Raw genomic sequence first — 23,852 nt, 5'->3', positions numbered from 1 at the left:
CTTCCAGCGTGTCGTTGTCGGTGAATCCGGCGTCGATGCGCACACGAACCTGTGCCCCGGTGCTCTCGTTGAGCCGCTTCACCAGGTGCGGGATCCACGTATCGGCGTTCTCTGCCGGGCCGGCGTTACCCTCTCGCAGTAGCCCGCCGACCATATCGCCGGTTTCGGCCAGCGAGGCGACCAGCGGCGAGTAGATGCGGGCCCCGTAAAGGCCATGATAGGCCGAGCCGCCCTGATGGCCGTGGACTTCGATCGGCAGGCCGTCGATGTCCAGGGTCAGCTGCCTGGGCCGCTCCCCGTTCTTCAGCGAGGTCAGGCGCCAGAGCACCAGCCGCAGCAGGCCTTCGTGCACAGCATCGATATTGTCGTTGCGCCCGAGGCAGGTCAGCAGCCGCGACAGCGTGGCTTGCGACGGCCGGTCCTGGGCCAGGGGCGTCATCCCACGCGCGTCGCTGCAGGCCAACTGCCAGAGCGGGTCACGGCGCAGCGAGTCGGTATCGCTGAGATCGATCCAACCCATGGCACGCTGCAGCACCAGGGTACGCAGCTGACTGGCCAGTGAGTGGCGGATACGCAGCGGGTGACGCGGATCGACTAGGTTGTCTTCCAGCGCCTCAACCGCGCCGCTGTTGTCGAGGGCTTCACGCAGCAGCAAAGCGCCGCTGTCGCTGGTGGTGCGCTGGCCGCTCAACTCGACACGGACAGAGCTGTTGCACGAGGGCGTCCAGGTGGATAGGCTTTCACCCATAGCGGATGGCTCTCTTGGTTCAGGTTCTTGCCGGAACGTTCTGATTTCTCAAGAGAATACCATCCGCTATCTTCGTTTTCAGGTCGGCCTCATGAATAAGGCGGGCTAACGGCTAGCATGGGCATTGCCACCACAACACCTGAGCAGCCGCTTAGCCCTGATGACCTGCTCAACAAAGCAGATCAACAGCTCTACCATGCCAAACGACGCGGCAGGAACCGCATCGAGATACACGAACGCCCGGCGTAATCGGGCGTTGTAGGCATCCATCGGCTCTACGTCACAGCGTCACAGCAACCAGTGGGCAATGACCGCTGACAAGCCGACCACCATCGCAGTGACTACCGCAACGGTGACCACCCGATCTAACCAACGGTCGAAGGCAGCCCCTTTTGGCTGCCTTCGCGTTGCCCCGTGACGTCCCTGTCGAGCCATTAGCACGCAGTTTCCATAGGTGCTTCCTCTATCGAAGCCGTTGTTTAGCTATTAATACGCCGATTGACCACGCTGGGCGCACGGCGCAGACGCTCCTCTTCCCCTAACTGCTCCGCCTCAAAGGCATCAGCACCCACGGGGGTCTCACCGTGGCGACGGTAGAGCTGGGTCAGCATCGCTTTACGATCCGCACGCAGCTCGCGTACCAGCACAATCACCATCATATACAGAATAAAGGTAAACGGCAGCGCTGACAGCACGGCCGCTGACTGCAGGCCAGAAAGGCCACCCGCCACGATAAGCGTAAGGCAAATCGCCGCGATCAGCACGCCCCATACCACGCGTTTATAGAGTGGTGGATTGATAGAACCATTATCCGTCATCTGCGCCACAATATACGAAGCGGAGTCTGCTGAGGTCACCAGGAAAATAAAAATTAGCAGCATGGCCAACACGGAGAGCACGCCCGAGAACGGCATCAAATCAAACATCTCAAACAGGGCGACGGTGATGTTTGCTTCGGTGGCCGCAGCCAGGCCTACATCGGTGCCGTTCAGCTCCAGGTTAAGCGCTGCACCACCAAATACGCCGATCCACAAGCACGCCAAAAGCGGCGGCACAAAGAGCACCCCAAATACGTACTCTTTAATAGTGCGCCCGCGAGACACACGTGCCACAAAGGTGCCCACAAAGGGCGACCAGGCAATCACCCAAGCCCAGTAGAAGATGGTCCAGCTACTAGCCCACTGGTTGTCGCTATAGGGTGAAATGCGCAGGCTCATGCCAATAAAATTCTGCAGATAGTCGCCAATGCCTAGCGTAATCGTTTCCAAAATAGCAATGGTCGGGCCGGTGAACAGCACGTAGAGCATCAAACCGATACACAGCGCCATATTTAAGTTAGACAGGCGCTTAATGCCTTTATCCAAACCAGACCAAGTAGATGCCATGTAGGCGCAGAACATCACAAATAGAATGACAAATTGCCAAAACCCATTCTCCGGCAAGCCAAATACCGCGTTAAGACCGCCATTCATTTGTAATACGCCAAGCCCTAGTGATGTCGCCACCCCCATCACGGTAGCCACCACCGCAAAAACATCTAACCAGGAAGCGTAGGGGCGCACATGGGGGTGCTTGGCCGTGACCGACGAGAGCACTGAAGACACCAAACCCGCCTGCCCCTTACGGAACTGAAAGTAAGCAATAATCAAACCCACCACGGAGAATGCCGCCCACTGGTGAATTCCCCAATTAAAATAGCTGTACTGGATGGCGTAGCGTGCAGCCGCTTCGCTCTCTGCCGGGACATCGCCGTAAGGCGGGTTAATGTAGTGCGTCATGGGCTCTGCCATGCCGTAAAACACCAGCCCTACCCCAAAGCCTGCGGCCAATAGCATGCTGATCCATGAGAAAAAGCTGTAGCTGGGCGTACTGTCCTGGGGTCCCAGACGTACTTTGCCGTATTTACTGAGCGCCAGGCCAATCAGGAACACCACAAAGCCAAATACAGAGAAGAGATAGAACCAGCCAAATAGCTCGGTAATTGATGTGAGGGCGGCCTCAGCAGCATTACCAAACGCGACAGGAAACGCGGCCCCCACAATCACTAAGCCGAAAATAATCACTGCCGATGCGATAAACACCGACTTCCCTCCATGATTTGTCATAGCACCACCCTGGTTAATGAAAATACTGGTTAATAAATGCGTGGATTTATAAAAACACGGCTCTTCATTTTAGTGCGCTCAATTAAATCCTAACATCCGAGGCTAGCAATCGCATGTTAAGCGCTTAATACAGAAAAATTAGCACCAACTGATATATTAGTTTCAACTCTCAAAAAGAAGCAGTGAACTTGCTCGCTCCGCTATGTTCCAATAGTGGCAAACGAACGATGGAGGCTTTCATGCCACAGATGAATCGCGACCAACGCAATGCCGCTTGGCAAGCTGCTAACCAGTGGCGCGCCCGTGCTGCACAAACGCAGCCAAATGGGCTAATGGGCAGCTTGAAACTGCTGTTGACGTGGCTAGCGTTTGGCGCACTGATGATTGTTGGCGTTGTGCTGGGGCTATTTTTCCTGCTGATTGGCTGGGCGATGATGCCGTTTGTGCGCCATAAGATGAAAAAGCGTATGGAGCAGATGCGTGCCGATCACGCTCAAGACATTGGCGGCGGCTACGCTGGCGATCAGCCATCTAGGCAGCACGATGCTCTGGAAGGTAGCTACGAAGTAAAAGACGAGCCTCGCCGTTAGGGCGGCGGCTGGATCCAGGCGAAGGCCGCCGCCAGCGTTAGCGGCATGACGATCAAACTTCCCAAGTTACCGATCAACACCAACGACGCCACCTTATGAGGGGCGAGCTTGTACTGCTCTGCGACCAAGTAATTCAATACCGCTGGCGGCAACGCGGCAAATACTAACAAGGTGGCTGTTTGCAACGGATTCAGCGGCAGCAGCCACATGAGCGGCAGCGCAATCACCAGCCCAGAGAGCGGGCAAAGCACCGCCCCCAGCAGCCCTGTTCGCCAGTCGCTAAAGTCAATTTCCAGCAGGCGCACGCCCAGCGCAAATAGCATTAGCGGAATGCACACACCACCCAGCATATGCATGGCTTCCAGCAGCCAGCCGGGTAACGCTACCCCCCCCACATTAACCAATAGCCCCGCAACGCTTGCAGCAACAATCGGCATACGTAGCATCCGCCACAGCGAAGTACGCGGGTCTAGCATGTAAAGTCCCACCGAAAAGTGCAGCAGCATCTCCACGATAAACACCACCACCGCCGCTGGCAGCGCTTCCGGCCCAAAAGCCAGCACCAGCAGCGGCACCCCCATATTGCCGGAGTTATTGAACATCATTGGCGGCAGAAAGACCTTACTGTCCAACCCAAGCCACTTCACCACCGGCCACAGCACTAACCCTGACCCCAACACCACCAGCGCAGCAGCGCTGGCGAGCCAGGCGTACTCCGCCAGGGGCGCTTGGCGGTCGGCTAGCACGGCAAACACCAGCAGTGGAACAAACAGCTCCATATTGAGGGTGTTTAAACTGCGAATATCGGGAGTGCGGAATCGTCCGTAGGCGGCACCGCTACCGGCAATCAAAAACACCGGCAGCAGCGTGGCTAAAATTTGACCGATCATTGACCAGCCACCTCGCTGCTAGGCCGCACAGGAAAAGGAGTGCGCATTGTGTCGTCCTTGTTTTTATTGGAACTGCTGTTATGGGAACTGCTGTGATTAAAACGATTGATATGGGAGCAGCCGTTTTAGGCCAGTCGTTATCAGGCTAGCTTTTTACTGATGCTACTGAAAAACGCCCTGCCCGCCAATCAAGGTTCCAGAAAACGCTGCCACAGTGCGGTCACTATCTGACAGTGCTCCGCAAACTCTTTAACCTGCCCTAACGCCTTTTCACCGGTCAACGACGCGCGGTGAGTACGACTGCGGTAGGCCAGGTAAGCCTCGCGTAGCTGCTCAGCCTCCACTTGGGTGATGTGCCCGCTCTCGGCCAGAGTTTCCAAAATGCGAATATTATCGCTATAGGTGATCAGCGCGGGCGTTTGATGGGAGAGCGCGAGCACGGCGTACTGGCAGAGAAACTCGATATCCACCATGCCGCCTGCATCGTGCTTCAAGCTAAACGTGGCATCTGTGCTGGCATTTTCGCCATCGCCCCGCTCAGATTTGGCGCCCTCGCCTTTCGTGCCCAAGTGATCACGCATTTTATGGCGCATGCTCACCACATCATCACGCAGCGCCTGCGGGTCGCGCTCGCGGCGTAAAATCGAACCACGCAGCTCGTCAAACTTATCGGCCAGCGCCTCACTGCCCGCCACCACTCTGGCCCGCACCAGCGCCTGATGCTCCCAGGTCCAGGCATTTTGATGCTGATACTCGGCAAACGCGTCCAGCGACGTGACGAGCAGCCCCGCATTCCCTGATGGACGAAGGCGCATGTCCACTTCATAAAGACTGCCCGCCGGGGTTACCGCAGTCAGCAGATGAATGATGCGCTGGCCCAGGCGAGTGAAAAACACCGGCGTATCCAAAGGCCGAGGGCCGTCGGTACTGCCTTTACCGTCGTTATCGTGCAGGAACACCAGATCCAGGTCAGAGCCGTAGCCCAACTCAATGCCGCCCAGCTTGCCGTAACCAATAATCAAAAAGGCAGGTTCGCGGTTGTTACACCCCGCAGGCGCACCGTGCTTGCGGGTGACATGCTTCCACGCCATCGCCAGCACCGCGTCTAAAATAACTTCTGCGATATAGGTTAAGTAATCGCTTACTTTCATCAGATGACGCGTACCCGCCACATCCGAGGCGGCCACGTGCAGCATCTGCGCATGCTTGAACACCCGCAGTGCTTCTAGCTGCGCTTCTTCATCGTCCTCGGGTAAACGGTTGAGCGTTTGACGCAATTCGTCGGCAAGCCGCGATTTATCGGCGGGCGTGTAGAGCGTATCGGGGGTTAACAACTCATCCAGTAGGATGGGGTAGCGTGCCAACTGTTCAGCAATCCAAGGGCTCGCCGAACATAGCCGCATCAAATGCTCAAGGGTCTGCGGATTTTCGCGCAGCAGCGCCAGATAGGCGGTGCGTCGTAGCACCGCCTCGATCAACGGCTGCACCCGAGCCAGGGCCGTGTCCGGCATATCGCTCTGCGCCACGGCAGCCAGTAGCAGCGGCATCAGTGCATCCAAGCGCTCAAAACCAATACGCTGCATGCTCTGCACGGCGCGCGAGTGATAAAGGCTTTTTAATCGTTTGAGTGCTTTTTCCGATTCGTTAAAGCCCGCTTCGCTGAGAAGGGCCTGAGCCTCATCCTCTTCAAGTTCACCGCGCCACAATAGCCGCCACTGGGAGAGGCTGGCGTCGCTTTGCTCTTCATCGGCCTCTTCTTCAGGGTCGGCGATCACCGCGTCGAAGTGCTGGCGCACCCGCTCGCGGACCTCATCTAGCTGGGCGATAAGCCCGGGCCAATCCTCGTGCCCCATGGCGAAAGCGACGCGCTCGCGGTCCTCATCATCGGTGGGCAGCATTTGGGTTTGGCGATCTTCCTGCGCTTGAAGGGCGTGCTCCACATCGCGCAGGAAGGCGTAATCCGGCAGTAGCTCGTCCACCACGGCTTGAGGCAGCAGCCCAAGCTCGGGCAAGCGCTTGAGCGCTGTTTGCAGCGAGGTGACCTGCAGTTCAGTATCACGCCCGCCGCGAATCAGCTGAAACGCCTGCACCACGAACTCCACTTCGCGGATGCCCCCCGGCCCCAGCTTGATGTTGCTCTGCATGCCTTTGCGTTTCACTTCGCGATTGATCATCGCCTTCAGCTCGCGCAGCGACTCAATGGCCCCAAAATCCAGATAGCGGCGATACACAAACGGCCGCAGGCTAGCCAGCAGCTCTTGGCCCGCGTCGATATCCCCCGCCACAGGCCGCGCCTTCAGCATGGCGTAGCGCTCCCACTCACGGCCTTGGTCTTGATAGTAGCTGGAGAGCATCGAAAAGCTGCCTACCAGCGGGCCACCATCGCCCAGCGGGCGCAAGCGCATATCTACACGGAACACAAAACCATCCGCCGTCATGGCATCCAGGGCGGCGATCAGGCGCTGGCCAAGCTTGGTAAAGTACTCTTGATGCTCTAGCGGTTTTCGGCCGCCTTCGGTCTCACCCTTTTCAGGGAAGGCAAAAATCAGATCAATATCCGACGAGAGGTTGAGCTCCCCCGCGCCCAACTTACCCATTCCCAGTACCACCAGCCGCTGAGGCTCACCATCACTGCGAGCGGCAGGTGTCCCCCAGCGGGATGCATAAAAACGCTCCAGCCAGCCAAGTGCCGCTTCGGTGCATACTTCCGCCAGCCAAGAGACCGATCGGGCGGTATCCCACATGGTGGCACCGTCGAGGCGATTTAGATCACGCCAAACAATGCCCAGCATGCGCGCTCGACGAAAACGGCGCAGCGCCCGGTGCAGGGCATCTTCGTCCTCGGCGCTCTCCAGGGCATCATCCAACCACTGAGTCAGCGCTTCTTTGCTGGGCGCGCTATCCAACTCCCCTGCCGCGTCCAGCTCGGCCAGCCAGTGGGGAAAGCGCGCCAGCGTATCAAGGGCGAAGGTGGAGATAGTGACCACTCGAGCCAGCGCTTCCCGGCGGGCAGGAGCGAGCGCCTCCCAACTACTGGAGGGCAGCGGCTGCTTGGTCATTGAGGCGATATTATCCGCCTGGCTTAGGGCCTCGCTGAGGCGCTGTTGTGCCTGTTCGGCAGCAGGTGCAAGCGCTTTGGGAAGCGTTGTCGTGGGGAATAACGCATCATTGGTCTGCATAAGCACCTCTTTGCCAAGCGATTGTTATGATTCTCAACGCCATTCTAGGCCAACTAGCCCATCCATTTTTCCCAGCCTAACAGCCCCCAGGTCAGCCCCGCCATCATCAGCGACAGCATCACCGCGGCCGAGCCGATGTCCTTGGCACGCCCTGACAGCTCATGGTGTTCGGTGCCGATACGGTCGACCACGTTTTCGATGGCGCTGTTGAGCAGCTCGACAATCAGCACGAGAAACAGACTGCCGACCAGCAGCAGCCAACTGATCGGGCCTTCGCCAATCCACCAGGCAAATGGCAGCAGCACGGCAGTAATCGCCAACTCCTGACGAAAGGCAGCCTCATTACGAAACGCCGCCTTCAGGCCTTTCCAAGAGTAGCGCGTGGAGTGCAATAAATGGGTTAATCCTGTGTGACGTGGCTTCATGCCCGTTGCCTCACCTAAGCGTTTAATTAATTAGCTAAAATCATTGCATCTAAATCTAACGACAGTGGGTCAAGCACCTCGGGCCAGCTGAGGTAGGGCGTGCTGCCGCTACCGTTCACTAACACGCTAAACACCCCCCAGCGCCCTTGGGCCGTGCGAAAATAGCCTGCCACGGCACGTACGGCAAACGGCTGGTTGAGCGTGCCGGTTTTCAGCATGACGTTATTTTGAAAGGTAGGTGAGCCACGACGGATAAAGCGCATCACGCCATTGGCGGGCGACTGGAAAGAGGCCACGAAGCTTGGGAACAGCGCGCTTTGGCGGAACATGTCCTCCAGCATGACGTTGACACCATGCGCCGAGGTGCGGTTACCGGTGGTTAAACCGCTGCCGCTGTGCAGTGTGACCGGGCCGTGCCCAGGCAAGCTCTGCACATAGGTTTCAATGGCCTGCCCTGCCTGACGCAGCTGCGCTTGGGGTGTTTCCACCAAGTTCAGCGCCAGCACGTCGGCCATATAGTTATTGGAGTAGTTCATGGTGCGCAGTAACAGCTCCTGGAGCGGCTGGCTATCCACTGCGGCAAGGCGCTGGGCGCTGCTTGGCGGCTGGGTTGAGCTTACCCGCCACGGGTCACGCACGCTAACGCCCGCCTGATTGAGCATGCTTAACAGTACCTGGGCGGTTTTTTCAGCCGCATCTCCGGCACCACGGTAAACATCCCGCGCGGCTGCATTAGTAGAAATTTGCCCCGTCAAACGCATCACATCGCCACGCTCATCGGTGATGCGCTCGGCGCTAATCTCCGTGCCACTGTTCGCCGGGCGTGTGACCACCTGATTATCAATGGCCACCAGCGGCGCCTGGCTATCACATAGCCCTACCCGCGCAGGCTCGCCGGGGGTTGCCGCAGGCGCCACGTTGACACACCACGTACCAAAATTAACGCCTGCCGAGGTTAGCGGCGCACTATAGGCGTTGGTGACTCGGGTACGCGCGTTGCAGCGATCAGTGGTGATGCACTCCACTGGGCCAAAGCGCCACTGACTGACCACCAGCGCACCGTCGACGTGTGTTACCCCGGCAAGCTGCAGGCGCTGGACGAGCCGCCACAGGTCTTCCGTCGTCAAACCGGGGTCACCGCCGCCTTCAAAGACCAAATCACCGCGTAGCACGCCGTTATCCACTTGGCCGGTACTCACTAACTGGCTAGTGAAGCGATGCTGGGGGCCGAAACGATTAAGCAGCGCGGCCGACATATAGGCTTTTGTCACCGAGGCGGGTGAGAGCTGACGCTCTGGATTAAGTCTGCCCAGCAGCGGGTTGCTGCCGCTATCCGCATCCAGCAAGCGCGCCTCGGCGCTCACCGAAAACCCTTTGGCCTCTAGCTGGCTCAACCGGGTAAAATCTGCCCAGAGCATTGAACTGGCACATAGCGCAGCGGTCGCCACGCCCGCTACCACGCTGCCGCGCAGCCATCGCCCGGGTAAGTTAAGAAAACACGTCACGTTCCACTACCTCAATGCACATTCATTTTAGAGAAGACCTGCAGAGTGACCACCCCGGCCACAATCAGGCTGATGCCAAACACCGCAGGCAGGTCGGGCTTTTCACCAAAGACGACAATCCCGACTAGGGTGACCAAGACAATACCTAAGCCCGCCCAAATGGCGTAGGTAATCCCTACCGGCAGCGTACGTAGTACCAAGCTCAATAAATAGAACGCCACCCCGTAGCCTCCAACGACCAGCAGGCTCGGCAGTGGCCGAGTAAAACCCACAGAGGCTTTTAACGCACTGGTGGCAACCACCTCTGCCACAATCGCGAGAATCAAATAAACAAATGTCATGGGCGCTCCAGGTCGATACACAAACGCCAAAGTGTTTGGCCACTTTGGTCATATTTGGCTTCAAACGGGGTGAGATAGTCACCATTAGGGTGCAACGGGGCAACGCTTGCCTTTTGGCCGGTGACGACCTCCACTGCCTGGGCAAACTCCTCCACATAGAGCTGCCAGTTCGAACGCAGCTCGAGCCGCCCGCCAAGCGCTAACAGTGTGGGGAAAACCGGATGGCCATGCCAGCGCATTTTCAAGTGTGCTGATTTAGGATAAGGGTTGGGATACAGCAGGTAGTGGCGCTCGGGCGTCCAGCCTGCTTCCAGGGCCAGTCGCCAGAAATCGACCAGATCGGCACGCACCAGCAGGGCGTTTTCCGGCAGCTCACCGTGCTCCCGGCCCAGACGATCCTCACTGCGGTCAACGCCAATCACGCTGTGGTGGGGGAACTGTATGGCTATCCGCCGGGTCGATAGCCCTACCCCGCAACCTGCGTCGAGAATCAACGGTGCAGAGTGCTGCTGGCGCCACGCATCGGCCTGCTCAAACGCTCGGCGCGTGTGGTCAGCAATGGGTTTGCGCAGCGGATGCGCTAATGCGCGCGCTACTCGGCGCGCCACATCGTGATGCGGACCTGGCTGATTGGAAATCACTGGCCGTGAGGTGTGCTGCATGCCATCCCCTGGGTTAAAAAAAGCGTGATTCTATCAGTCTCCCGCGCACTCGGCATGACGCCGTTGCACGCCCGGTGCTATGATCACGCCCGAGCCTTTTCGTAAGCTCACTATTAAGCTCAGATCGGTTAAGGTTTTCGACACGGTCTGACAATAACCGTTATTAAAAACCACCGCACCACGAGGAACCCGGCTTGTCACACTTACCGGTGATTGTCGGCATGGGCGGCATCAATCCCGCCGGCAGAACCTCGGGCCATCAGGCCTTCCGCCGCACCGTGCTTGATGCTCTTCCTGCTGACCAGCAGCGCCAAACCGTGGAAAGCTTGGCAGCGCTTATGCGCCTTGCCGAGCACTCCGACAACGGATGGCACGACAGCGCAGGGCAGCCCATTGACGCCCCTGCCCAGATGCTGCGCGATCAGGTGCTTAACCACACGCTGATTCGCCGCAATGAAGACCCGCGCTTTCTCGCCCCAGGCCTGCCGGCAAACCGACGAGCCGATCTGGCGCTGGCAGAGCCGCTGCGCGTGACACTGCGCCGCCGCCAGCTACCCGACCAATTGCCCGATGGGTGGCAAGTGCGCGAAATCGATGCCCGTGAAGTCGAGGTGACTATTCCTGCGGGCATCTTCGACGTGCTGCTACCGGACGCCCAAGAGCCTAAAGTGCGGGCTGCCGCGCAACTGCCGAGCGGCTTTGACCCAGCCAGCCTTTACCGCAGCGTGCACCATCCTCGCGGACTCTCCATGGCGGTGTTTGGTGCCAGCGACTGCTTGGGCGCCAGCGGCCTCTCTTGGGAAACCCTGCGCCAGCAGCTCAACCCCGACCATATCGCTGTGTACGCGGGCAACTCGATTGGCCAGCTCGATGACCAGGGCTGGGGCGGCTTATTGAAAAGCTTGGTGACCGGCCAGCGCGCCACCTCCAAGCAGATGCCGCTGGGCTATGGACAGATGCCCGCTGACTTCCTCAATGCCTATGTACTCGGCAGCGTAGGCGGCACCGGCGCAGCGCTAGGCGCCTGCGCCAGCTTCCTCTACAACCTGCGCCTGGGCATTGACGATATCCGTGCAGGCCGTCGCCGGGTGGTGATGGTGGGCACCGCCGATGCGCCGATTACCCCGGAAATTATCGAAGGCTTCCGTGCCATGGGCGCGCTGGCCGATGACGCCAGCCTAAAAGCGCTGGATGCCCTGGAGCTGCTGACCGACACTGATTACCAGCGCGCCTGCCGTCCGTTTGCCCGCAACTGCGGGTTCACTATGGCAGAAGCGAGCCAGTTTGTGCTGCTGATGGACGACAGCCTTGCCCTAGAGCTAGGGGCCGATATTCTCGGCGCGGTGCCCGATGTGTTTGTCAATGCCGACGGCTATAAGCGCTCTATCTCCGCGCCGGGCATCGGCAACTACATCACCCTGGGTAAAGCCGCCGCGCTGGTCAAAGACATGCTGGGAGAGACCGCTCTGAAAGAACGCACCTTCCTTCATGCCCACGGCACCAGCACGCCGAAAAACCGCACCACCGAATCCCACGTATTCGATGAAATCGCCCGCGCTAACGGCATCAAGCAGTGGCCGGTGGTGGCCATTAAAGCGTTCATCGGCCACTCCCAAGGGTCAGCGGCAGGTGATCAGCTGGCCAGCGCCCTGGGCAGCTTCGCCCACGGTTTGCTGCCGGGTATCCCGACGCTGGATGCGGTGGCCGATGACGTCTACGCCGAGCGGCTGCGCTTTTTCACGACGCCTCAAGCATTTACCGCCGATGCTGCCTTTATCAACGCCAAAGGCTTTGGCGGTAATAACGCCACCGGCGTGGTGCTCTCGCCAGAGGTGACCGAGCGTCTACTCACCAAGCGCCACGGCAGAGCCGCGATAGAAGCGTGGAAAGGTCGCCGCGAAGCGGTACGCGCTAACGCCGCTGCCTATCTCGCCGAGGCAGATCGCGGGCGCTACGCCCCCCGCTACCAGTTTGGCGAAGCGGTGCTGGAAGGCCCAGAGCTTGAGATTCACGCAGACCGTATCCACATTCCCGGCTATGACCACGCGGTTTCGCTGGTCGCCGATAATCCGTTTGGTTCACTGGATGAGGAGACGCCGTCATGAGCGCGCATCGCGAGAAGATCGCTGTCTATCCTGGCACGTTCGACCCGATCACCAACGGCCACTTCGACCTGATTGAGCGCGGCGCGCGGATGTTCGACAAAGTGGTGATTGCCGTGGCAGCCAGCCCCGGCAAACACCCAAGCCTGGATTTGGATACTCGAATTGCGCTGGCCCAGTCGGTGTGCGCATCGCTGCCGAATGTCAGCGTGATTGGCTTCTCGACGCTGCTCACTACCATGATGCACGAACAGGGCGCGACGATTATTCTGCGCGGCCTGCGAGCGGTCTCCGATTTTGAGTACGAGCTGCAGCTGGCCAATATGAACCGCGCTCAAAATCCTGAGCTTGAGAGCGTGTTTCTTACCCCGGCAGTGGAAAACTCCTATATCTCCTCGACCATCGTGCGGGAAATCGCCAAGCTGGGCGGCGATATTTCCCCCCTGGTGCACCCGCAGGTCGCAGAGGCGCTGCGTAAGCACTACACTACCTAGCTATCGATATTGTTGAGTAAAACACTCGGGTATCTAAAACCCGAGTGACACGCCATTCGTGAGGTATGCCCATGGCCCTGATGATCACCGACGAATGCATTAACTGCGACGTCTGCGAACCGGAATGCCCCAACGACGCGATTTCTCCCGGTGAGGAGATTTACGTGATCAACCCCAACCTGTGCACCGAGTGCGTCGGCCACTTCGACGAGCCTCAGTGCCAGCAGGTGTGTCCGGTGGACTGTATTCCCCTCGACCCAGAGCGCCCCGAGACCCAAGAGCAGTTGATGGAGAAGTATCGCATCATTACTGCCGCTTAACTCGCCCACTTAAGATGTGCCTGAACGTTTGCGAGCGAAGGTCACTCTGAATGCGTATTTGGACCCTCGCTTGGCCCATCATTCTCTCCAATATCACCGTACCGCTACTCGGTTTGGTGGATACCGCCGTGGTCGGGCACTTACCCGACTCTCGCTACCTGGCCGGCGTGACCCTTGGCGCAACGCTATTTAGCTTTCTCTACTGGGGCTTTGGCTTCTTACGCATGGGCACCACCGGACTGGTCGCCCAGGCCATAGGGCGCGAGTCGCCTAGTGACGTGCGCAACTTGCTAGGCCAGTCGCTGATCATGGCAGGTGTCATCGGCACACTATTAATCGTGTTTGGCACACCGCTCATCTCGCTTGGCCTATGGCTATTAGATGGCAGCGTACAGGCCACGCCGCTGGCCCGCGAGTATGCCGAGATTCGCCTCTGGTCTGCCCCTGCCGTACTGGCCAACTACGCCATTTTGGGGTGGTTTTTAGGGCAGCAGAACTCCCGCGTCACGCTGATGATTCTAGTACTGACCAACAGCGTCAATATCGTGCTTGACCTATGGTTCGTGGTGGGCTTGGGGATGACCAGTAACGGCGTGGCGCTGGCTAGCGTGCTCGCTGACTACAGCGCGCTGCTGTTCGGTGGCTATTTGGTGCTGCGCCAGTTGGGGCATCTTGAAGGCCACTTTCAGCGCCAGCGCCTGTTGGCTCTGAAGGCCTATTCAGCGCTCTTTAACGTTAATGCGAACCTGTTTGTGCGAACGCTTGGACTACTGTTTGCCATGGCGTTTTTTACCGCGCAAGGCGCCCGTCAGGGCGATACCGTGCTCGCCGCCAATGCCGTGCTGCTGCAATTTATTATGCTGACCAGCTACGCGCTGGATGGCTTTGCCCACGCGGCTGAGTCGCTAGTAGGGCGCGCTTACGGGCGTCGCGATTGGCGAGAGTTTGCCGCCACGGTGCGGGCCACGGCACAGTTTTCTTTCTGGACATCCGCTGCGGCGGCGCTGCTTTTTGCCCTGGGTGGTAATCAACTGATCGCCCTACTGACTGGACTGAGCGACGTGCGCGCCACCGCCGCCAGCTATTTGCCGTGGATGGTGGTCATGCCGCTGATTGCCGTGTGGAGCTACCTGCTTGACGGCGTGTTTATCGGCACCACGGCGGTACGCGAGATGCGCAACAGCATTTTTGCGGGCCTCGCGGTCTACCTGCCTAGCTGGTGGCTATGCCAGGGGCTGGGCAATCACGGCCTCTGGCTAGCCTTCACACTTTTTATGCTCACCCGCTCGGCGGTGCTCATTGGCTATTATCGGCACTACCGGCTGACCCGCTGGCGGCCGTCATCCGGCGTTTCTCACCTTTGATCAGCAGCGTTGAACGCCACAACGGGCAGGGCGAGCAAACTGCGCTAACGTAAGGTGATGTAACAATGTTAAGCACCCGTCGCATTGGCCGTTGAGGGGTGAAAATTGTGCCGCACCGCCGTATATTAGCCGCGCACTTCCTAATAACGAATAAAGTGAGCACCCCATGCTAAAACTCATATCAAAACCAGCAGTTAAGCTGGTCGAGCGTTATTTACCAGACCCGTATATCTTCGTTCTATTGTTGACCCTGATTGCCGCTGTGGCCGCCATTGCCGTGGAGCGCCAAACACCCTTGGCCGTGCTGCGTATGTGGGGCGACGGTTTCTGGGGGCTACTCACCTTCTCGATGCAGATGCTGCTCGTGCTGGTCACCGGCTTTATGCTGGCAAGCTCGCCGCCCGTGAAACGCATTCTGCAGAAAATTGCCGGTACTGCGAAGTCGCCCGGCGGCGCAATTATTCTCGTCACGCTGGTCTCTTTAGCCGCTAGCTGGATCAACTGGGGCTTTGGCCTGGTGGTCGGTGCTCTGTTCGCCAAAGAGCTGGCCCGGCTGATCAAGGTCGATTACCGCCTGTTGGTGGCCAGCGCCTACTCGGGCTTCGTGGTGTGGCACGGCGGCTTGGCCGGTTCGGTGCCGCTGACGATTGCCACCGAAGGCCACTTCTCTGCCGATCAGATCGGTGTCATTGGCACGGGTTCGACCATTTTCGCCTTCTTCAACTTGGCCATTGTGGTGTGTCTCTTTATCGCTGTGCCGCTGGTCAATCGTCTGATGCTGCCGGATGAAAAGGACAGCGTGTATGTAGACCCCAGGCTGCTGGATGACGAGCCCGAGCCCGTCGGTCGCATTACCCGCCCTGCCGAAAAGCTCGAAAACAGCATGCCGCTGGCCCTGCTGGTAGGTGTACCTGGCCTGCTGTTCTTGCTGGACCACTTCCTGCTGCGCGGCGGCAGCCTGAACCTGAACGTGGTGAATTTCATGTTCCTGTTCCTGGCGATCGTGCTGCACCGCACACCGCGCAACCTGCTTACCAGCCTGAACGAAGCCATCAAGGGCGGCGCGGGCATCGTCATCCAGTTCCCCTTTTATGCGGGCATTATGGCGATCATGGTGCAGTCGGGCCTGGCCCAGAGCATGTCGGAGTGGCTGGTCTCGTTTGCAACCGCTAGCTCGCTGCCGTTCTGGTCGTTCATCAGCGCCGGTATCGTGAACCTGTTTGTGCCTTCCGGTGGTGGCCAGTGGGCGGTACAGGCACCGGTCATGCTGCCTGCCGCAGAAGCGCTGGGTGCTGATATTGCCCGCGTGGCCATGGCGGTGGCCTGGGGCGATGCCTGGACTAACCTGCTGCAGCCGTTCTGGGCACTGCCAGTGCTGGCGATTGCCGGCTTGAAAGCTAAGGACATCATGGGCTTCTGCCTGATCCAGCTGTTCATTACCGGTATTATCATTTCCGTGGGCTTAGTGTGGTTCTAAGCTGCTAAGCACGATGTCAACGCCCGCCCCCCGTGGTATCCGCCTGGGGGCGGGCATTTTTAATCGTAAGGTGACCTTTATGTCCGACGCCTCTGCTGTACCCAACGCCCCAGACCAGAGCCTTGAACACAGCGTCTTACCGGGCCAGCACGAGCTCTCCATGACGGTCTTGATGACGCCGGACATGGCGAACTTCAGCGGTAAAGTGCATGGCGGTGCTATTCTTAAAAAGCTCGATGAAGTCGCCTACGCCTGCGCCAGCCGCTACTCCGGCCACTATGTGGTGACGCTATCGGTGGATCAAGTGCTGTTCAAACAGCCAATCCATGTGGGCGAGCTGGTGACGTTTCTCGCCAGCGTGAACCATGTGGGGCGCTCCTCCATGGAAATTGGCATTAAGGTAGTGGCCGAGGATATTCGCCAGAAGCTGATTCGCCATACCAATAGCTGCTACCTCACCATGGTAGCCGTGGACGCCAACGGCAAACCTGCCCGGGTGCCGCCCCTGGCGTTGGAGACCCCGCTACAGAAGCTGCGCTTCGAAAAGGCGGCGCTGCGCAAGAAGCTGCGTAAGCAGGCCGAGCGCGAAGAGGAGCTGACTCAACAGCATCACCAGCAGCGCTAAGCGCTGCTCTACTTTCAACGACAAGGAGTCATCATGCCCATCAGGCAGCGCTACCCCCACCTGCCCAAGGCCGTTGAGTATGCGCACATCGGCTGGGATCTCTTGATCCTTGCCGCCGTTGTCCTCAACCTAAGCCTGCTGCTGTTTGACTCGCTGTTTCTGATTGGCCCGATCAACCAAGCAATTGCCGCTATCGCGCCTGGTTTTCACCGTTTTTACGATACGGCGATTCACAGTCGATTTATTGCCATTGATTTGGTCTTTGTCAGTTTCTTTATTGCCGATGTGCTGCTGGGCTGGGCCGTAGCCATTGCCGAGCGGCGCTATCACCGTTGGTTTTTCTATCCCTTCGTACACTGGTACGACGTGCTGGGCTGCATCCCACTCAGTGGGTTTCGTTGGCTACGTGCCTTACGCGTCATTTCGCTCCTACACCGGTTACATCGACTGCGCTTGATCGATGTGACCCGCTGGTCGGTCTATCGATTTTTTGCCAAGTATTACGATATTTTGCTGGAGGAGCTCTCAGACCGTATAGCGCTGCGTTTGCTAGGCAACGCTCAGGAGCAGATCATGTCCAGCGACTCGCTCACCGAACGCGTCATCGAGCGGGTGATCATGCCGCGCAAAACCCAGTTGATCCATGAAATTGCCGAGCGCTTGGAAGCCACGGCAGGCCGAGCCTATCAGCAAAATCGCCCCGCCATTATGGCGGCCATCGATGATCTGGTGAGCCACACGCTGCGGGAGAGCCCGGAAATTCAACGACTACACCGCTTACCCATGGGAAAAACCGCATCAAGCGCGATGCAAGCTTCTATCAGCAGCGTCGCCCAGCGGCTGGTGGATGAAATGGCGCAAGGCATGCACTCCCCCGCCTTTCGCCAACTCGTCGAGCGCACCGCCGACACCAGCTTTGACAGTTGGTTGACCGTCGACGACACCAGCGCCAAAGTGACCGAACAGGTGCTTTACGACGTGCTCGACATGCTCAAAGAGCAGGTGCGCCATCAGGGTTGGAAAGATCGCTACGACTAGCTAGACCGTTGTGGTCGCCAGGGGCGTCTGCTCTAGGCTCGCGCGCACAATGGACAGCGCACGCGTAAGCGCCGCCTGATCAACGGCCGCTCCGATGCAAATCCGCACCGCCTGGGGTGCGGGGGCGCTGCCCACGCAGAAGGGTTCCGCGCTGGTCACTTTAACGCCTTGCAGACAGAGCCGTTCGCACAGCTCTAGCGCCCGCACGCCATCGGGTAGCGTGAGCCATACATTGCTGCCGTTTGGCTGGCGGCTCAGCGAATAGCCCGCCAGATAGTCCGTCACGATCTGCTGGCGCACTGCCAGCTCCTGGGTTTGCCACGCCAGCAGCTCGTGTGCGGTGGGCTGGCTCACCCAGTGGCAGACCAAATCCACCATGAGTGGTGGCACCATCCAACTTTGCGCCCTCAAGGCCGCCGCCAGCCGCTCCAACAGCGCAGGCGGCGCGCGCAGCACGCCCATACGCAGCCCGCCTGCCAGCACTTTCGCCGTGCTAAACACAAACAGCGTGCGCTCTGGCGCGAGCTGATACATCGGCGTGCCGCGCTGTTCGACGGGTAGGTACTGTACGCCATCCTCCAGTAGCCATATATCGTAGCGCCTTGCTAAAGCCACAAGCTGCTCCCGGCGTGCTTCGCTCAGGCAGAGGCCGGTGGGGTTGTTTTGATCGGGGGTGAGGTAAATCAAGCGGGGCGGCTGGCGGGCGCACTGTGCTTCCAGCGCCTCCATACACATTCCATCTTGATCAAAGGGAATGCCGACCACCTTGAGATGCGCCTGCTGGGCTGCACTGATGGCTCCTGGGTACGTCAGCGCATCCGCGGCGACCAGCTCCCCCGGGCGCAAAAGTGTGCCGAGCGTTAGGCTAATGCCGTGTTGCCCGCCTTGGGTAATCAGCAACTCCTCAGCGTTCAGGGTCATGTCTAACTGAGTGAGCCACTGAGAGAGAGCGGCGCGGTGGTGGTCACTGCCTTGAGAACTTGAGTAAGCCACGCTGCGCCTGAGCGCATCCGCCGAGGTGCTTAGCGCACTCAGTGCCGTGCTCATCGCCTGCTCTCGCAGGGCGTGGGGCGGCGGTAGGCTGAGGCTTAAATCAATCGTGTCGTCACCGGCTCGCGTGGCAGGCTGACCGCCAAATACACAGGCTGGCCCGCGCTGTTTCACGTAGGTGCCGCTGCCTACCCGGGCACTCACCCAGCCGCGATGCTCTGCTTCAGCATAGCCACGGGTGACCGTGCCCACGGTGACGCCTAACGCATCCGCCAATCGTCGCTGAGGCGGCAGCTTGTCATCTGGCGCTAATTCACCGCTGGTAATGGCATCACCAATCGCCTGGGCAATCGCCCGATAGCGTGGGCCGGTTATGTGTTCAAGCGTAGGCACCCAAATTGTCATGGTGACAATAAAACCTTTGACGTGAAAATTAGCCACATTATGCTAACAAAAACGCCCACCAACAACTCAATCATCAAAATTGTATGGGTACAAAAAATGCATAGTGAATGGCTAATCCTTGGCCCTGCCGCGCTCTATATGATGTCGATGACGCTCACCCCTGGGCCCAATAACATCATGCTTACCGCTTCGGGGGCTAACTTTGGCTTTCGACGTACGATGCCGCATATGTGGGGGATTTTAGGAGGCTGCTTTTTACTGTTTGCCGGCATTGCGCTGGGGTTAGGCGTACTGTTTGAACGCTTCCCTGTGGTGCAAACCACACTGCGTTGGGTAGGGAGTGCTTATTTGCTCTACCTTGCCTGGAAAATCGCCACCGCACCGCCGCCCAACTTACACGGTAGCCAGCACGGGGTGCCGCTGACGTTTTGGCAGGCGGCCATGTTCCAGTTCGCTAATCCCAAAGCGTGGGTGATGGGGCTGGCGCTGATGGCGGGTTTTCTACCGGAAAGCGGCCAGCCGGCCATCAATGCCTTCGTACTGGCCGGGTTTGCGGAGCTGGTGGCGCTGCCCTGCATTGCCCTGTGGGCCGCGTTTGGCAGCGCCATCGGGCAGTGGATCAAAAGCGACCGAGCATGGCGCGGGTTTAACATCACCATGGGCGTTCTCACCGCCGCCTGCGTATGGCTGATTTTGCGTTAGCCGCAGCGCAGTGCCTCAATCATGTCGTTGCTTTCCAGATGAATATTGAGCCGGTCGTCACGGAAATCCATGGTCGCGGCCGTGCCGGGGCGCAGCACGCGCACCTGACGAGCGCCACTCTGCTCTTCTAGCGTCGCCAAGTTGGCCTCATCAAAGGGCGCACCAATGGCATACTGCACGGCGCTGGCATCGCATGTTTGGCTAGTCGGCGCGGTTTGATCGACCGTCGGCGGCTTAGGCACGGCGGACTCATTGGGCGCGCTGCTACACCCGGCTAGCAGCATCACGGCCAGCGCACTGCCCAGACCTTTTATATGGCGCTGAGTGGTGGTCATCCAAAGCTTTCCTGGCGTCATTATTTACCTCCCTCCACAAATCCCTGTCTCGATAGCAGTGCGGGCCAGGCATTGCTGCCTAGCCCGCACATTGCACAATAAACCGTTAGACCGAACCTTAACTCGCGGCGTCCTGTACTGCTTGGCCGCCCTCTTCAACGTCTTGTCCTGCCCCTGCAATGGTGTTGCAGCCCGCTAGAGCACCCGCAGTGATGAGCAGAATAAAGCTAGTCGCCAGTAGTTTTTTCATGGTGTTCTCCTTAACAGGTCATTCAACATCGGGAAGCTCCGGCGGCAGCCTTACCGCCTGGGAGTGTTTTCAGCGTAACAGGTTTTAATCATTTCGCCTGTTTTCCCTGACATAACTGTTGCCTGCTATGATGCTAGTCTAACCGTTTGGCTTAGGAGCACTCCGTTTGGCAACCTTTGAAATCGATCCACGCTTAGAGGCCGATACCTTTCCCCTCGCCGACCTACCGCTTTGCCGCGCTCTGCTGATGAACGATGCTCGCTACCCTTGGGTGGTGCTAGTGCCCAGAGTAGCATCGGTCAGCGAAGTGTTTGAACTCAGTCAAGAGGAGCAGGCGCAGCTCTGGCAGGAGGCCACTCAACTGGGAGCGGCCATGAAAGAGGCCTTCCAGGGCGACAAGCTCAATATCGCCACGCTGGGCAACGTGGTCAGCCAGCTACATATCCATTTAGTGGTGCGCTATACCGATGACGCCAGCTGGCCCGCGCCGGTGTGGGGCAACGGCACTCCCAAGCCTTATGAGCTCGCCCAGCAGGGGGAGCGACGGGAACAGCTGCTAGCGCAAATTGAGGGGCTGTCGCTTTAAGCTCAACCGCCCAGCATTGAGCCACGCGCGGGCGGCTCGTTGAGTAACGGGCCGCTGGCAGGCTGCGCCGCACCGGCCAGCGCTAAGGAAATTCCCAGCGCAATAATCACGGCCCCACCGGTGAGTGCCGCCCAGCCCGCCGCTTTCTCGACCCGTTGCTGGCTCTGCTTGTGTAGCCGCTTGGTGGCCCATCCTCGGGCCACGATACTCGCCAGGGCCAGTATCGAAACGGTAATGCCCGTGCCCAGCGACATCGCCACCACCGACGCGACCCCCACGTAAAATTGGCCCAAAAGGCTCGCGGCACCCAGCATCAAGATCGCTCCGCTGCAGGGGCGCATACCAATCGCCCCGACGGTCATCAAGGCCGTACGCCAATCCAACGCCTGCTCGGGTTCAATATGATGGGCACCGCCACAGCAGTGGCTGTGGTCGTGGCTGTGATCATGCGCATGTACGTGCTCCATGACCGGCTCACTCTGCACGGCATAGGCATGGCGCAGCTGCTTCACCGCTCGCCAGCAGAGCCAAGCCCCTAATAGCGCTACCAGAAAAAAGCTGGCCTGTTCCACCCATACCACGCTGCCCATGGCTTGACGCGTCACCCAGCCCAGCCCGTGTACCAATATCGCCACCATCGCAATGGCCGTCACGCCCTGCAGTAGCGAGGCAGCAAACGAGAGCCCTAGCGCCCGGCGAGTCGCACCGCCATGAGACGCCAAATAGGTGGCCAATACTGCTTTACCATGCCCAGGCCCTGCGGCATGAAACACGCCGTAGGCGAAGCTCACGCCAAGCAGCGTTAGCCACGTGCCAGTGGAAGGCGTTCGTGACAACTCGGTAATCGCCAGGGTCAGGCTGCGGTGTAGTTCTCGCTGCCACGTAAGTAGCTGCAGGCTGGCACCCTGTAAGTTCGCCTGTACCGCCCACACCAGCAGCGCCACGCCTAATAGCACCAGGGCACCAGTGGCCAACTGTCGTCCCGTTAACGGCATTCCCCCTCCGCACAAAAGATATAAAGTAACACTTTATACATGACCAGCCAGTAGGCCGCTAGCGGCAATCCACCCGCCCTGTTTCCGCAAAGTGGCGGCCTAATCCCGGTTCGCCTTCCTCGTCCACGTCTAGTAGTGACGCCTGCAACACCTTCTCCGGATCGGGGTCGGCGGGTAGCACGCTTAGCGTGCAATCGGGTTCGCCGTTGAGAATCAGCGCCTGAGGAGAGGGCTCGTCGCCCTCTTCCTCATGTACCATCTCGATGTAGTACGTGGGGTCAAAGACTTGATACTCCAGCACCTGACCGCTCAAAGGCTGGGGTGAGGTCAGCGGTAAAATAAACATAAACGTTAAACGGCCGTCCCGCTCCAGTGCGGTGTACTCGGTCACATCACCAAAGGACTGTTTTTCGCTGCCGATGCGCACTTCGGTAAAGTAGTGTTGGGCCGCCAGATTATCGCGAATTTCTCCCCCGAGCTGGTCAAGCCCCTCTTCCATGCTGCCGCCCGGTACCTGCTGCAACTCCTCAAACACGACCAAACTATAAAAAGGGTCCATCCGCCATGTTTGGTGAAGCCCGATTGCCACACCGTTATCATCGGTGATGACCCGCACGCTCATATCGATCCAGCCATGGGGGTGCGCCATGGCTAAAGGGCTAGCCAACAGGCTACCCACCACCAACGCCTGACAGGTGCGCCGAACCGATACCCGTGGCCATGCTCTTATCACGGTAATTCTCCTAATTTGCGCTGTAACTCCACGAGCCAGGGATCTAGCACATAAGGCGGTATCGGCTGACTACCGCGCAGCGCCGACACGCTCACTAAGCTGCCTCCTTGTGCATCGCTTACTTGTAGTTGGATGCGATACTCCGGCCAGCGTGCCAGGCTTGCCTCGGCGCGCCCTAAGGTCAAGTCAGCGTGGCGTATCACATAGCCCTGCTCCATCATCAGTGCTACCGCCTCGCGGAAGGTTTGCTCCATTGGCGCGCTATAGCGCAGCTCGCGCGGTTCAAGAGGTTGCGTGGTGGCACAGCCTGCCAGCCACAGCGTGGCGCATAGCGTGAGCGCTACCCATGAGGTATGGCGAAACGGTGTCATGATGCCCCCTGCGGTGTGACGGATGACGAAAAAGCGTCCTGGAAACGGCCACAGAAATCATCGTTACTGGCGCTATAGGACTCTCGCAGGTCGCCCAGGTGGTCAAAGCGTCGAATGTCCCTTGAAATGCGCAGATGGCCATCGCGGGCAAGCAGCGATACCCGCTCTACCTCAACGGGCTGCTGGCCAAAGCCTGGGCCGAAGGAGCCTCCCACGCCAATCCCTACACCGCGACCAATACCCAACCCGCCAAACAGGCGGAAGCCGCTGCCGTAGCCATAGTCGTAGTCATAGCGGTCGTAGTAGCCGATCAGCTCGCGCTCCCGGGAGGCACTCACTAGCCCAAGCTCCGTATCAGTGGTCTCCAACGAAAACCCCCAGGCTTCCAGCACGTCGATGCTTGCCGTCAAAACGCTCAGCGTTTCATCCGGTGCAGACTGGCCGGTGGGAAGGTCGGTGGGAGGGTCGGTGGGAGGGTCGGTAGGAAAGTAACAAGCCACCGCTGGCGCAGGCTCCGCTTGGGGCAGCCGGTCAGGAACCGTCTGACAACCCGCCAGTGCCAACAGGCAGGTAATGCTAAGGGGTATGGCCTTCATGATAAATCCTCTCGCTACCTTCGT

At 59.0% G+C, this 23,852-nt stretch carries 27 protein-coding genes; 11 read left to right on the top strand and 16 right to left on the bottom strand.

Annotated elements, in window-relative coordinates:
* Positions 1 to 748 (bottom strand): IS1380 family transposase (locus NH344_RS11495; protein ID WP_253027920.1); only part of this gene is annotated, 748 nt, incomplete at its 3' end.
* A gap of 117 nt (positions 749 to 865) precedes the next feature.
* On the opposite strand from NH344_RS11495, the gene NH344_RS18270 reads away from it, so the two are divergent.
* The gene (locus NH344_RS18270; protein WP_249934476.1) at positions 866 to 997 is read left to right on the top strand and encodes a GGDEF domain-containing protein; all 132 of its coding nucleotides are present in this window, start codon (positions 866 to 868) and stop codon (positions 995 to 997) included.
* Positions 998 to 1,036: 39 nt separating this feature from the next.
* Here the strand turns inward: NH344_RS18270 and NH344_RS11490 are convergent, their stop codons facing one another.
* Entirely contained in the window at positions 1,037 to 1,183 is a 147-nt protein-coding gene (locus tag NH344_RS11490) for a hypothetical protein (RefSeq protein WP_164834392.1), read from the bottom strand.
* A gap of 44 nt (positions 1,184 to 1,227) precedes the next feature.
* Positions 1,228 to 2,853, bottom strand: a complete 1,626-nt coding sequence (locus NH344_RS11485) for a BCCT family transporter (RefSeq protein WP_062362354.1) — start codon at positions 2,851 to 2,853, stop codon at positions 1,228 to 1,230.
* Between the two features lie 239 nt (positions 2,854 to 3,092).
* On the opposite strand from NH344_RS11485, the gene NH344_RS11480 reads away from it, so the two are divergent.
* On the top strand, positions 3,093 to 3,443 hold the full coding sequence (locus tag NH344_RS11480) for a hypothetical protein (RefSeq protein ID WP_044630164.1): 351 nt from the start codon (positions 3,093 to 3,095) through the stop codon (positions 3,441 to 3,443).
* Here NH344_RS11480 and NH344_RS11475 read toward each other — a convergent pair.
* The 6 genes from NH344_RS11475 to NH344_RS11450 form a co-directional block, all read right to left on the bottom strand.
* Positions 3,440 to 4,333 (bottom strand): AEC family transporter, encoded by an 894-nt coding sequence (locus tag NH344_RS11475; RefSeq protein WP_058577120.1) that lies wholly within the window; start codon positions 4,331 to 4,333, stop codon positions 3,440 to 3,442. The two genes, NH344_RS11480 and NH344_RS11475, sit on opposite strands and share 4 nt — an antisense overlap.
* A 188-nt stretch (positions 4,334 to 4,521) precedes the next feature.
* The gene (gene glnE / locus NH344_RS11470) at positions 4,522 to 7,512 is read right to left on the bottom strand and encodes a bifunctional [glutamate--ammonia ligase]-adenylyl-L-tyrosine phosphorylase/[glutamate--ammonia-ligase] adenylyltransferase (RefSeq protein ID WP_253027919.1); all 2,991 of its coding nucleotides are present in this window, start codon (positions 7,510 to 7,512) and stop codon (positions 4,522 to 4,524) included.
* A 53-nt stretch (positions 7,513 to 7,565) separates the two neighbouring features.
* Positions 7,566 to 7,937: a diacylglycerol kinase gene (locus NH344_RS11465; protein ID WP_044630161.1), complete on the bottom strand. Its 372-nt coding sequence runs from the start codon at positions 7,935 to 7,937 to the stop codon at positions 7,566 to 7,568.
* Between the two features lie 26 nt (positions 7,938 to 7,963).
* The gene (gene dacB, locus NH344_RS11460; protein ID WP_253027921.1) at positions 7,964 to 9,355 is read right to left on the bottom strand and encodes a D-alanyl-D-alanine carboxypeptidase/D-alanyl-D-alanine-endopeptidase; all 1,392 of its coding nucleotides are present in this window, start codon (positions 9,353 to 9,355) and stop codon (positions 7,964 to 7,966) included.
* A 98-nt stretch (positions 9,356 to 9,453) separates the two neighbouring features.
* Positions 9,454 to 9,783 (bottom strand): multidrug efflux SMR transporter, encoded by a 330-nt coding sequence (locus NH344_RS11455; protein ID WP_044630159.1) that lies wholly within the window; start codon positions 9,781 to 9,783, stop codon positions 9,454 to 9,456.
* Complete coding sequence (locus tag NH344_RS11450; RefSeq protein WP_213262182.1) at positions 9,780 to 10,445, bottom strand: SAM-dependent methyltransferase; 666 nt, start codon at positions 10,443 to 10,445, stop codon at positions 9,780 to 9,782. Before NH344_RS11450 ends, NH344_RS11455 begins: the two co-directional genes overlap by 4 nt.
* A gap of 221 nt (positions 10,446 to 10,666) precedes the next feature.
* Between NH344_RS11450 and NH344_RS11445 the strand changes: the two genes are divergently transcribed.
* The 7 genes from NH344_RS11445 to NH344_RS11415 all read left to right on the top strand — a co-directional run bounded on the left by NH344_RS11445 (position 10,667) and on the right by NH344_RS11415 (position 17,865).
* Entirely contained in the window at positions 10,667 to 12,550 is a 1,884-nt protein-coding gene (locus NH344_RS11445; protein ID WP_044630170.1) for a beta-ketoacyl synthase, read from the top strand.
* Complete coding sequence (gene coaD / locus NH344_RS11440; protein ID WP_044630157.1) at positions 12,547 to 13,041, top strand: pantetheine-phosphate adenylyltransferase; 495 nt, start codon at positions 12,547 to 12,549, stop codon at positions 13,039 to 13,041. The genes NH344_RS11445 and coaD overlap by 4 nt, the downstream gene beginning before the upstream one ends.
* A gap of 71 nt (positions 13,042 to 13,112) precedes the next feature.
* Complete coding sequence (locus tag NH344_RS11435; protein ID WP_039182874.1) at positions 13,113 to 13,361, top strand: YfhL family 4Fe-4S dicluster ferredoxin; 249 nt, start codon at positions 13,113 to 13,115, stop codon at positions 13,359 to 13,361.
* A gap of 50 nt (positions 13,362 to 13,411) precedes the next feature.
* Positions 13,412 to 14,725 (top strand): MATE family efflux transporter, encoded by a 1,314-nt coding sequence (locus NH344_RS11430; RefSeq protein ID WP_044630156.1) that lies wholly within the window; start codon positions 13,412 to 13,414, stop codon positions 14,723 to 14,725.
* Positions 14,726 to 14,891: 166 nt separating this feature from the next.
* A complete protein-coding gene (locus tag NH344_RS11425; protein WP_044630155.1) occupies positions 14,892 to 16,202 on the top strand; it encodes a TIGR00366 family protein in 1,311 nt (436 codons plus the stop codon).
* A 79-nt stretch (positions 16,203 to 16,281) separates the two neighbouring features.
* Entirely contained in the window at positions 16,282 to 16,827 is a 546-nt protein-coding gene (locus tag NH344_RS11420; RefSeq protein ID WP_044630154.1) for an acyl-CoA thioesterase, read from the top strand.
* Positions 16,828 to 16,860: 33 nt separating this feature from the next.
* Positions 16,861 to 17,865 (top strand): hypothetical protein, encoded by a 1,005-nt coding sequence (locus tag NH344_RS11415; RefSeq protein WP_044630153.1) that lies wholly within the window; start codon positions 16,861 to 16,863, stop codon positions 17,863 to 17,865.
* Here the strand turns inward: NH344_RS11415 and NH344_RS11410 are convergent, their stop codons facing one another.
* On the bottom strand, positions 17,866 to 19,260 hold the full coding sequence (locus NH344_RS11410) for a PLP-dependent aminotransferase family protein (RefSeq protein WP_044630169.1): 1,395 nt from the start codon (positions 19,258 to 19,260) through the stop codon (positions 17,866 to 17,868).
* A gap of 96 nt (positions 19,261 to 19,356) precedes the next feature.
* Here NH344_RS11410 and NH344_RS11405 point away from each other — a divergent pair, with 96 nt between their 5' ends.
* Complete coding sequence (locus NH344_RS11405; RefSeq protein WP_044630168.1) at positions 19,357 to 19,962, top strand: LysE family translocator; 606 nt, start codon at positions 19,357 to 19,359, stop codon at positions 19,960 to 19,962.
* On the opposite strand, the gene NH344_RS11400 is transcribed toward NH344_RS11405, so the two are convergent.
* The gene (locus NH344_RS11400; protein ID WP_240312650.1) at positions 19,959 to 20,318 is read right to left on the bottom strand and encodes an I78 family peptidase inhibitor; all 360 of its coding nucleotides are present in this window, start codon (positions 20,316 to 20,318) and stop codon (positions 19,959 to 19,961) included. The genes NH344_RS11405 and NH344_RS11400 overlap by 4 nt on opposite strands.
* A 97-nt stretch (positions 20,319 to 20,415) precedes the next feature.
* The gene (locus NH344_RS11395) at positions 20,416 to 20,547 is read right to left on the bottom strand and encodes an entericidin A/B family lipoprotein (protein ID WP_044630151.1); all 132 of its coding nucleotides are present in this window, start codon (positions 20,545 to 20,547) and stop codon (positions 20,416 to 20,418) included.
* A 166-nt stretch (positions 20,548 to 20,713) separates the two neighbouring features.
* On the opposite strand from NH344_RS11395, the gene NH344_RS11390 reads away from it, so the two are divergent.
* Positions 20,714 to 21,133 (top strand): HIT family protein, encoded by a 420-nt coding sequence (locus NH344_RS11390; RefSeq protein WP_044630150.1) that lies wholly within the window; start codon positions 20,714 to 20,716, stop codon positions 21,131 to 21,133.
* Positions 21,134 to 21,135: 2 nt separating this feature from the next.
* Here the strand turns inward: NH344_RS11390 and NH344_RS11385 are convergent, their stop codons facing one another.
* The 4 genes from NH344_RS11385 to NH344_RS11370 are packed head-to-tail and all read right to left on the bottom strand — an operon-like array spanning position 21,136 to position 23,828.
* The gene (locus NH344_RS11385) at positions 21,136 to 22,128 is read right to left on the bottom strand and encodes a nickel/cobalt transporter (protein ID WP_044630149.1); all 993 of its coding nucleotides are present in this window, start codon (positions 22,126 to 22,128) and stop codon (positions 21,136 to 21,138) included.
* Positions 22,129 to 22,186: 58 nt separating this feature from the next.
* On the bottom strand, positions 22,187 to 22,813 hold the full coding sequence (locus NH344_RS11380) for a DUF1007 family protein (RefSeq protein ID WP_044630167.1): 627 nt from the start codon (positions 22,811 to 22,813) through the stop codon (positions 22,187 to 22,189).
* A 44-nt stretch (positions 22,814 to 22,857) separates the two neighbouring features.
* Positions 22,858 to 23,232 (bottom strand): hypothetical protein, encoded by a 375-nt coding sequence (locus tag NH344_RS11375; RefSeq protein WP_044630148.1) that lies wholly within the window; start codon positions 23,230 to 23,232, stop codon positions 22,858 to 22,860.
* On the bottom strand, positions 23,229 to 23,828 hold the full coding sequence (locus tag NH344_RS11370; protein WP_044630147.1) for a hypothetical protein: 600 nt from the start codon (positions 23,826 to 23,828) through the stop codon (positions 23,229 to 23,231). The genes NH344_RS11375 and NH344_RS11370 overlap by 4 nt, the downstream gene beginning before the upstream one ends.
* Positions 23,829 to 23,852 lie beyond the last annotated feature (24 nt).

The sequence above is a fragment of the Halomonas sp. Ps84H-12 genome, from assembly GCF_024124725.1.
In the GTDB taxonomy this organism is placed as follows: domain Bacteria; phylum Pseudomonadota; class Gammaproteobacteria; order Pseudomonadales; family Halomonadaceae; genus Vreelandella; species Vreelandella aquamarina.
The sequence above is the reverse complement of the archived record's forward strand: the minus strand, read 5'-3'. Positions and strand labels throughout refer to the sequence as shown.